9 protein-coding genes and 2 pseudogenes are annotated in these 10,104 nt (G+C 37.6%); 7 read left to right on the top strand and 4 right to left on the bottom strand.

Annotation, left to right across the window (positions count from 1 at the left end):
• The 4 genes and pseudogenes from ACIQCO_RS27480 to ACIQCO_RS27465 form a co-directional block, all read left to right on the top strand.
• Nucleotides 1-233: pseudogene (locus tag ACIQCO_RS27480) on the top strand (hypothetical protein); the annotation flags it as partial.
• A 244-nt stretch (nucleotides 234-477) separates the two neighbouring features.
• On the top strand, nucleotides 478-978 hold the full coding sequence (locus ACIQCO_RS27475; RefSeq protein WP_400435296.1) for an NUDIX hydrolase: 501 nt from the start codon (nucleotides 478-480) through the stop codon (nucleotides 976-978).
• Between the two features lie 352 nt (nucleotides 979-1,330).
• On the top strand, nucleotides 1,331-1,588 hold the full coding sequence (locus tag ACIQCO_RS27470; RefSeq protein ID WP_400435295.1) for a hypothetical protein: 258 nt from the start codon (nucleotides 1,331-1,333) through the stop codon (nucleotides 1,586-1,588).
• A gap of 636 nt (nucleotides 1,589-2,224) precedes the next feature.
• Nucleotides 2,225-2,686, top strand: a complete 462-nt coding sequence (locus ACIQCO_RS27465; RefSeq protein WP_400435293.1) for a hypothetical protein — start codon at nucleotides 2,225-2,227, stop codon at nucleotides 2,684-2,686.
• A 166-nt stretch (nucleotides 2,687-2,852) separates the two neighbouring features.
• Here ACIQCO_RS27465 and ACIQCO_RS27460 read toward each other — a convergent pair whose 3' ends face one another.
• Nucleotides 2,853-3,485 (bottom strand): flavodoxin family protein, encoded by a 633-nt coding sequence (locus ACIQCO_RS27460; protein ID WP_400435291.1) that lies wholly within the window; start codon nucleotides 3,483-3,485, stop codon nucleotides 2,853-2,855.
• Between the two features lie 377 nt (nucleotides 3,486-3,862).
• Here ACIQCO_RS27460 and ACIQCO_RS27455 point away from each other — a divergent pair, with 377 nt between their 5' ends.
• The gene (locus ACIQCO_RS27455) at nucleotides 3,863-4,282 is read left to right on the top strand and encodes a GNAT family N-acetyltransferase (protein WP_400435289.1); all 420 of its coding nucleotides are present in this window, start codon (nucleotides 3,863-3,865) and stop codon (nucleotides 4,280-4,282) included.
• 424 nt (nucleotides 4,283-4,706) lie between these two features.
• Here ACIQCO_RS27455 and ACIQCO_RS27450 read toward each other — a convergent pair whose 3' ends face one another.
• The 3 genes from ACIQCO_RS27450 to ACIQCO_RS27440 form a co-directional block, all read right to left on the bottom strand.
• Nucleotides 4,707-5,165: a DUF2269 family protein gene (locus ACIQCO_RS27450; RefSeq protein WP_400435300.1), complete on the bottom strand. Its 459-nt coding sequence runs from the start codon at nucleotides 5,163-5,165 to the stop codon at nucleotides 4,707-4,709.
• Nucleotides 5,165-5,908 (bottom strand): NAD(P)-dependent oxidoreductase, encoded by a 744-nt coding sequence (locus ACIQCO_RS27445; RefSeq protein ID WP_400435287.1) that lies wholly within the window; start codon nucleotides 5,906-5,908, stop codon nucleotides 5,165-5,167. The genes ACIQCO_RS27450 and ACIQCO_RS27445 overlap by 1 nt, the downstream gene beginning before the upstream one ends.
• A 339-nt stretch (nucleotides 5,909-6,247) precedes the next feature.
• A complete protein-coding gene (locus ACIQCO_RS27440) occupies nucleotides 6,248-6,580 on the bottom strand; it encodes a winged helix-turn-helix transcriptional regulator (RefSeq protein ID WP_400435285.1) in 333 nt (110 codons plus the stop codon).
• Between the two features lie 558 nt (nucleotides 6,581-7,138).
• Between ACIQCO_RS27440 and ACIQCO_RS27435 the strand changes: the two are divergent.
• Both ACIQCO_RS27435 and ACIQCO_RS27430 read left to right on the top strand, forming a co-directional pair.
• Nucleotides 7,139-9,238 (top strand): annotated as a pseudogene (locus ACIQCO_RS27435) (pectate lyase family protein); the annotation flags it as partial.
• Nucleotides 9,227-10,003 (top strand): OmpL47-type beta-barrel domain-containing protein, encoded by a 777-nt coding sequence (locus tag ACIQCO_RS27430; protein ID WP_400435298.1) that lies wholly within the window; start codon nucleotides 9,227-9,229, stop codon nucleotides 10,001-10,003. The pseudogene ACIQCO_RS27435 and the gene ACIQCO_RS27430, both read left to right, overlap by 12 nt.
• Nucleotides 10,004-10,104: the final 101 nt, after the last annotated feature.

Genomic DNA, 10,104 nt, shown 5'->3' with positions numbered 1-10,104 from the left:
ACATTCTAAATAACTTTTCCATACCCCTATTATACTACCAAATTAATCCACATGTCTATATATGTCTATATTTATTGAAACTGCTAAAAACCCTTGCCCATGAGGATATTGGTGTCTTAGACCCTCATTTTCCACACAGTACAGTTTGGACTTTGATTTTCTATGGAGTATTAATCGGTATTGCCCTAATGGGTTGGTTCGCACCCAGAAATAAGTCACTTCAGAAAATATAAAAATAGAGTTAAAACGGTGAATGTCCTAATTGGGTAGCTTATAAGGGCTATAAGCTACCGAAACCGGTGAATTTTTTTAAGTTGGGTAGCTTATAAGAGCTATAAGCGACCGAAGCCGAGGAATTTGTTCAAGTTGGGCAGCCTCTTTTACTTATTGAAGTAAAGAGCAGGTTAGTGGAACAAGGTATTCTAGATATTAAAGGAGAAATATATATACATTAGGGGATAATTAGGAGGAGGAAAAGTGGGATATATATCTGAAATACGAAAGTTAATTGGTAGTAGACCAATAATAAGTGTCGGGGCAACGATACTTGTGGTAAATGAGAGAAAGGAACTTCTTTTTCAACATCGATCAGATACATTAGATTGGGGTTTACCTGGTGGCTCAATGGAACTTGGTGAAACTCTAGAAGAAGTTGCTTCTCGTGAATTAAAAGAGGAAACTGGACTTGTAGCGGATCGGTTTGAGTTAGTAGGTGTTTTCTCTGGTCCACGTTATTATTTCCGTTATCCAAATGGGGATGAAACATATAGTATAATAAATCTATATCGTGCGATAGACATAAGTGGAAAGTTAGAAATGAATGATGGGGAGAGTTTAAATCTTGAGTATTTCAGCAAAGATAACCTTCCATATAACATTGAAAAAAGAGCAAAAGCACTAATAGAAAGTTTAGGAGATAAGGTGTGGAATTTACATAATTCATTTGTAGATAATTCTAAAACCAGTCCTAGAATCTAAGATCCAGCTGCCATTATGGTGGCATTTTCTTATTGTGCTAACGAAGCAGTTGAAGAAGGAGTGACTCTTTAGTTAAAGTGGGAATAAAGAAAGGTCTAAATCATAGGGGGAGGTTATGGACAATTTGTTAGCAATATATTCTATAATTTTAATTGGAATAATAGGTAGCGGTATATTTTTAATCATAAAGGGAGATTCAAAGAAATCATATTGTATCAAATAATGAAGAATATAGTAGAATACGCTAGTTGATAATAATCAAAACAGTTATTTGTGAGGAAATTATGAATTTATTCTTATAAAAATGTAAGTGAGGGTGAATAAATTGAATCAACTCCAGAGGCTTACCATATTGGAGCGTTTGTTGATTGTAATAGGAGTTGTTATGATCATTATCCGCTCATTCTTAGTCCCATCTGAAACTTCGTTTACGATATGGCTTACCAGATTGGGCTATCTTTTCTTTTTTTGTGGTGTCATTATGGGTGGGGTTGAAGAATATATGAAAAAACACAAAATTTCCGCTTACATTTTGTTTGGGATAGGCATCCTTATAATTTTTGATTATTTTTGGTGGAAAATTTTTTTAAATGGCTTGAAACTTCCTTAACGTGGTAATTCAGCATTTTCCCGACGCAACTCCTTTAGAGAACAAAAGCCTTCCCTTACTTCACTAACGGGCGCAAGAGTTAAATATCTGGCTGTCAATTGGGCAGCCTTTTCTTATTGAACTGCTTCATGTATACAGTTGAATAAGAAAAAGAGGTTTCGACGACTTATAAAGAAGGAATATTTAACCTTTTGTCGAATTTTTTGTTGAAGATAGAAATATGTCGAAAAGGATGTCGTCGTAATGGGTAAATTCTTGTTAATTTTTGGAATAGTGGTATTTTTGTGTTGCTCATATATTTTTGTTGTATCATTCTTTGCAACTCACACAGACCCAAATCTTTTTTATTTTTCTATATTAGGAATGCTAAATGCAAGTATAGCCATCGCTGTTTCTGAAATCTTAGATAACGTTAAAACAAGTAAATCGTAAGATATCCTATGAAGCTTCAATTTTTGATAATGAAAGGTCACTGCGGCGGTCTTTTTTTTATTAAGCTAACGGTTGCTTTCGTTGAACAATCGGGTCGCAGCGGCAGCCCCTTTTTCTTCTTCCACTTAAGGTTCAGGATAGTTTAATTAGCGATAAAATATTATCTATACCGACTAAAATCATTAAAACATTAAGGGGTAAGCTATGAATTCAGAGATGTTAAAACAATGGTATAAGAAACATAATATAGAACAAAGATCGATTAATGGATTTTGGACATATCTTGATAATTGGCGGAAAGAAGATGAAGATTTTGACTTTGATTATGGTGAGATGGATTCAAGGTTAATTGAATTAGATGTTCATAAAATCCAGTTTACGCACTTATTTGATTATGATGATTTTATAGATGTCATTCTTAGGATTTATTACAATGAAGAACATATAGGTTCATATAAATCTGTTTATACATTGGATGGAGAAGACGAAGATGATATTCTTAAATTTGAAGATAATAGGTTTATAAAAATTCTTGTTGAAACAACCAACAACTCAATTGAAATAGCTGAGAAGGCTTTAAAGGAAGGGATTCCTAACCAGGTAGTTGAAAAAATTACTGGGTTAAAGTCTTCCCTTATAGCAGATATCAAGTGTAAAATCTCATAAAAATCCTTATTCAAAAAGGGTGCTTTAGTGAAAAAAAAGACTGTCTTTTTGACTAATAATAGGGTCGGATTTTTTCACAAAAAGAAGCAATCCAATTCTATTTGAATCGGACTGCTAGTTTAGCATATTATTTGAGTTTTATGTTCAAACTTTTCAAGCCACCTTACTATTGACTTTCAATCACATTTCCTTCTGCCGGAATCGGATACTCTTTCAGCAACCGGGCAAAATGCAGTAAATTGTAAGCAGTTATTTTTGCGTGTTGCATCGTAAAATCGTTCTCTCTCCCGTTTGCCTCAATAAAGGATGGACCAGGGCCCGCTTCCCCCACCCAATAGGTATCCACATTTGGAGGAATCGTAAACCCAATATGCGACAATGCGTAAATTAGGTAGCTTGAGACGTTTTTCCCACCGTCTTCATTCCCGGTCACAACCACTCCGCCCACTTTGTTATAGTAAATGTACTGGCCTTTTTCGTTCGTAAGGCTGCTTCCACCATACAATCTTTCTACAACCAAAGTGGCCAGGCTGCTCTGTTCGCCAAGCCAAATCGGCGAGCCAAGCAAAAGGATATCCGCCTGCTTCACTTTTTCAAAAATCTCTGGCCATTGATCCTTATCATTCACTGCCTCATGGGTAATTCCAAAGCCGATATTATAATCAGCCATCCTGAGCACTTCCGTCTCCGCTCTGTTTTCATCAAAAATTTTTACAATCTCGTTAATCAGCGCACGGGTATTGGATTGCTGGGTGCTGTCTTTTAAACTGCAATTTAAAACTAGCGCTTTAATGCTCATTGTTACATCTCCTTAAATCATGGTAATAGTATTTCTTTACCCTGAGAATTTTTTATAAAACTAGAAATCCGGTTCGTTCGCGGTATAAAAGGCTGCTGCAACCGCATGTGTAACGGCGTGACAACAAACTATGAAAGTGCCAAGTTCACGTCCCCAATCGGTTACAAATCATACATTTAATCAACTTCTAAATAGATTACTAATACGAAATAAAACATACAATCCTGCAAAAAGGTTACTCGAACAAATTCGCAATAGTCTTAAATAATATCTCTTTTTGAACAAGTAAAGTGGCAGGTTAGCACAGGAAGAGGAGTTAATAAAACAATGTCGAATACATATTTATTGGTGAAATTTGAATCATTGGAGGCAACATTTTGAAAGAATATAAGATTGAAAATAATATTCCCACATTGGAAGAATACAAATATTTGTGTGAGTCTGTGGGATGGACCAATTATATGAATTTTGAAGTAGTGGAAACATCACTAAGGAATTCTATTCACTGCATCACAGTTAAGGATAATGAACAAATTGTGGGTATGGGACGAATTGTTGGAGATGGGGCTATTTATTTCTATATCCAGGATATAGTGGTTCATCCAGATTATCAGAAAAATGGTATTGGAAATGAAATAATGAATCTTTTGGTTGAATACTTATATACAAATGCCCCAGATAAGGCGTTTGTTGGTTTGTTTGCATCACAAGGCAAAGAATCGTTCTATGAGAGATATGATTTTAAAGACTACTCACCCAATATGACAGGGATGTTTACTGTAATTTCAAAGAAATAGACATAATAGATTTAAAATTAAGTTGGTTTGTTAAGTGGATTTAATTTTGCTAAATTAACATATACAAACGTTAATTTTATAAAAAAAATAAAAAGAAAAAGACTGAAAGAAATTGTATAAAAATGGCAGGCTGAATTTTATCAGTCCTGCCATTTTTTATTGAGCAGAACAGGGTAAAATGTGGATTTTCGGGGTGTTGCAACATTGATAATAACTCGCCTAAAAAAGATTTTATTGGGAAACTGCGAATTTCTATGAATCTCCCTTCAGGCTGGCCCCCATAATATCACCTTTTTCCATGGGGATTGTTTGTGATCTTCGAGAAGGGATCAATTTGAAAAAATGGCTCCCTTCATTATCATAGATTCCCGGATTCTGATGCGTTATTGGTTAAAATGTGGTCAAGTCGCTCCCGTCGGCTTCTTTAAAATGGCTTAACGACCATAAGCACCAATATGGCAATCATTAGTAGCTGTGCCGCCGTCTCGATTGGTACGATCTTTTTCATCAACAGTCCGAACTCGGCGGGTATTTCATTACCCTGGTCTTGACTTTCAGATACAATCTTTATGATCTTTTTCATACGCGGCTCGATCAATCCGTCGATCATAACGACCATGAGCAGCGATAAAAGGAAGGATACATTCAGCCACATTTGGGATAGCCCCATCCTGGTTATGATCATAAGCCAAACCCCGGTTATAATAAGTACGGCTCCGCCAATTTTAGGTATTATGGCAAGCTTGGTCGTTATACCAAAAGCAAAGCACAGCTGACCGACGGTTCTAGCGGATCTTCGAATGATGGGCATCACGAAAGCTGGACCAATTATGGCGATCGAAGCCAATATATGCAAAACGAGCAGTAATCCAAACAAACCGATTATCTCCCTTCTCCTCGGTGCACCAGAATATCGCTTTGATAGGCAAGACCGACCCTTTTTCTTTTAAACGAACCTCCGAGCTCTATATGGTCCAGCATACATTTCGCGACATCATCATAAGCAACATCCAGCTCTTGAAGTCGGCTGAACAAGTGACGGGCTATATCTGCCTCGGAATATTCTTTGATCATCTCCGGAATCGGAATGGGCAAGGTTTCCAATGTTATATGCAGATGAACCTGATCTGGATGATCTATCGAATCAATCATTGTTCCCGGACACATAATGGACCAATCGAGTTGAGTCTGCTGTAGCCGTTCGAAATTCCGGTTGTGATTTTTATACTCAGGCGGGAAGCCGGGTAAATTGTTGCCGATAAGATCGGTATATGGAATACCCAGCAGACCGGCTCCTCCCATTATCCATACCCGCCCAGAGAAACTAGGTTGGAATTCACATTGGGTTATAATGTTATCGACGATACGAACAAACTCTTCTCCCTGGCCCGCATGGCCGGCTGCAATAATAGCGGCGTCTTGATGCGCGAGCGCCTCACCGACGCTGACCGGGTCCATAATATCGTCCACGATCACCTCCACATGCTGTGCGGAATGCTCACCTAGTTGATCATAAAGCTTCTCAGAATTTCGCACAAATGCGGTCATTTCATGCCCCATTTTTATCCCTTGCGCCAACACTCTTTTTCCTGTATTCCCCGTCGCTCCAAAAACAATAATTTTCATTGTTCTTTCCTCCTCTTATATGGCTCCTAATATTTGGTTAACTCAAGCGTAGCATCGTTTTAATATTATGTTAAGTACCCACTTTAAAGTAAGGTACTTACTTAAAAGTAAGCATGACAGAATGGGATGACTTATTTGTTCACGCGGATTTCGGGAGGATAGGAAATTTCTAAAGACAGGTTGGCGACAATCCTACACTATCAGGAGTTTTATTAACTCAAGCCCGAAAATTAATTCATAACAGGAGTGCCGACTGTAGGTAAACAAAAGCTGCCCGGTTATCCCGTGGCAGCTTTTGTTTTGTTGATTGAATTAGTGTACAGGTTCATTGAACCAGCTTTAAGACGCTGATTCTTTATATTTTCGCTTATTATGATTTTCTCCCCATGCACACATGACTTCTGCTACAGGGATCAATGTTTTGCCGTATTCACTAAGGGAATATTCTACTTTTGGAGGGATGGTAGGGTAGATCGTTCTATCGACTATGCCTTCTCGTTCCAAATCTCGGAGATGTTGTGAAAGCATTTTTTGTGAAACATCAGGTATAAGCTTTTCCAGATCGTTGAATCGCTTTTTGGATTCAATCAAATGCCATAAAATCATTGGTTTCCATTTGCCACCTAAAACATGAATGAGTGTCTCAACTGGACATTCACGCTGATGAATCATTGATAAATCATCCCCTTACTTTTAAGTAAGGGCATTATCTAAAGTAAACACTTAACAAAATTTTACAAGAGATATACAAACAAGTCAATCAAATGAAACTAAAAAGGATAAAAAAGGATTGTAGAAGTGGCTTTCAGGAACATGCTTTCTTTTTATCCTCAATTTTGGCTAGATTAATCTTTACTCCCACTGAACCTATAATCAAATACCCTCGATGTGTGACAGAGCTATATTTAATCAAACGTTTGATTAACTGACAAAAATTTTGGCCGTTAATTAGAATTAAACCCTTACCAGTAGGCATTTCCGCGTATTTAATCAAACGTTTATTTAACTGACAAAATTTTTAGCTGCCAAAGGGGTTCATTCCTTTTACTGGAATTCCTCTTGCATTATCATTTCTTTCGGAGTCACACCGTTTCCTCATGTGTATATCAAATATAAAGAATTCAAACAATTTTACAAAGATTTTGAATTATATTTGTAAGCGTTTTCAACTAAAATTAAAAAATGAAAGAAGAGTTTCATAAACTTTTTAACTAAGGAGGAATGTTAATAATGAGAGTGATTACACAAGTATTTCGTCATTTTTTATTGTATTCTTTTATTCTATCTTTAGTAATAGGAGGATTCGCCAATCAGACTGTCCATGCTGCTAGTCTTTCTGTATCTGACAGCGGCGGCTGGTTTGAAACTGCATATGTAGAATGGTCACCTATTGGTAATGCGGAAGGGTATAAGGTGTATGTTAAACCTGCAGGCGGACCAGATTCTCAATATGAACAAATTGACGATGAATTAATTCGAAAATACGCTGCATATTGGAGAGCTGATGCTTTGGGCCTTGCAGCTGGAGATTATGTCATGAAAGTTGAAGCGTTACTGGCAGATGGTTCAACAGTAAGCACTGTTTCAAATACACTTTCAGTAGCGGCACATGACAGATCCGGATTTGCTTTTGCAGCAAACTCTCAATATGGCACAGGTTCTGGTGCTTATCATGATGGTGGAACACTTAAGGATGGTGCTCAAGTTATTTATGTAACATCTAAGAATGCCAAAACCGTAACGCTTGATGTGATCATCAATAGTAAGGGCGCTAAACAAACGGCGGTTGGTATCGGTGAAATTTTGAACTTAAGACAAAAAGGCTACGATACGACACCACTTGCCATCAGATTTATTGGAAAAGTTACAGCTGCTGACATGAGTGGACAGCTTAACAGCAGCGGATATCTTCAAGTAAAAGGTAAATCAAATTTTTCGGAAATGAATATGACATTAGAAGGTATCGGAGAAGATGCCTATGCCTATGGATGGGGTTTCCTGCTTCGATATGTCGGTAATGTAGAAGTAAGAAATCTAGGTGTAGCGTTATTCCCTGACGATGGCATTTCCCTGGATACAGGCAATGTGAATGTTTGGATCCATCATAATGATATTTTCTATGGAACTGCAGGAGGAGATGCTGACCAGGCAAAAGGCGATGGTTCCACTGACCTTAAAAATGGATCAACGTATATTACACTATCTTACAATCACTACTGGGATGCCGGAAAATCTGCTCTAGTCGGTTTGAGTGACTCGGCAGAATTCTTTGTAACCTTCCACCATAACTGGTTTGATCATTCAGACTCCCGTCACCCGCGTATAAGAAAAGCATCTGTTCATGTATACAATAACTTCTTTGATGGAATCTCAAAATATGGTGTGGGTACTACAACAGGAAGCTCAGCCTTTGTAGAATCTAACTATTTTAGACATGCTAAATATCCAATGATGAGTTCCTTACAAGGCACTGATGCTTTAGGAAATGGTACATTCTCTGGTGAGGATGGAGGTATGATTAAAGCATACAATAATAGGATTGTTGATGCAGCAAGTCTTATTTATGCGAATTCCGATACCGGAACAGCTCCGGCTCATGCAACATCATTTGATGCCTACTTAGCTTCGGCAAGAAATGAAACGGTTCCAAGTTCATACAAAACATTAGTAGGTGGAACAACTTATAATAACTTTGATACAAGGATCGATTTGGGAATAGACCCATCAGACATTGATGACGTAAGCCTTGTTGAACAAATTGTAACGGCAGAAGCTGGACGCTTAAATAATGGAGACTTTACATGGGAATTTGATGATTCCGTTGATGACACATCGAGTAGCATTAATGCAGCACTAATGACTAAAATAAGAAATTACACCACTAACCTTGTTTCTGTAGGAGGCAGTTCAACAGAAACTCCAACTGATCCAACTGATCCAACTGATCCAACTGATCCAACTGATCCAACTGATCCAACTGATCCAACAGACCCATCAACTGAAGGATATGTCCACAACTTTACCACGGATGGAAATGCAAGCGACTTTTTCACGATTGCAGGGAGCCTCTCAAAAAGTAAGGGAACCGTAGTGTATAATGGTTTAACCCTAACTCAAGCTTTGAAAATTGAAAGCTCAACCAGCATTAAGTTTACCACTACGAAAGATTCAACATTAACTTTGGTGTTTAATACAGCAGATGGAGTAAGAATCAAGATAAATGGAAAAAGTTATCCAATGAAAGATGGCATTGTGACTGTATCACTTGAGCCTGGCACACATACGATTACAAAAGATGATGTGACAAATCTGTTTTACATGGCACTAGAATTTGCAGGTGGTAATCAACCGCCAGATGTCACACCTCCTGAAACAACGCATGACATTGTGGGAGAAGCACAAAACCATTGGTATAGCGGTCCTGTTACGGTGAACTTAAAAGCATCAGACAGTGAATCAAAGGTTGCTGCAACGTACTACTCAATCAATAACGGCGATGTTCAAACTGGAACTTCGATTGACATTCGTGAAGAAGGTCAGCACGTCATCCATTACTGGAGTAAAGATGAATTTGGCAATGTTGAAGAAAAAAAGGAAGTTGGAATTAACATTGACCTAACAGCACCGGTCATTAACTTCTCTGGTGGGGATGGTACAGTGTATGGTATTGATGAGATTGTTACGATTTCTTGTAACGGAGAAGATGTGTTATCAGGTATTGATACAAGTACTTGTAAAGAAATTTCAGCACCGGCATATCAGCTTGGAATCGGTAATCACACGTTCAAAGCAGAGGGCGTTGATGTTGCTGGAAATAAAACGACAGTATCTATTACAATAACTGTCACAGTAAACTTTGAGAGCCTAGCTGGATTAACAGAGTCTTTCTTACATGATAATGGCAATAAAGAAAAAGCTGTCTCATATCTTTCTAAACTAGCTGCTGCAAAAGCAGCGGAAGAAAGAGGAAATACAAAAGTGAGAGATAGTCAGCTTCTTGCATTTATGAACCATGTAAAGGCTCAGACAAATAAACAAATTACAGATGAACAGGCTGGATATTTAATCAGCTTTGCAGGGGAATTAATGAAATGAATTTCGGGGTCAGCGTATAATGGCAATTAGGTCAAGAGTAAATATTTTATAAAAAAGACCGAACTTAAGTAGAACTTCCTATATCCATTTTTTTGAAGTTC

The sequence above is a fragment of the Neobacillus sp. NPDC093127 genome (genome assembly GCF_044754175.1).
Classification (GTDB): Bacteria; Bacillota; Bacilli; order Bacillales; family Cytobacillaceae; genus Neobacillus.
Note: the sequence above shows the minus strand (reverse complement) of the source record. Positions and strands in the feature narration are given on the sequence as shown.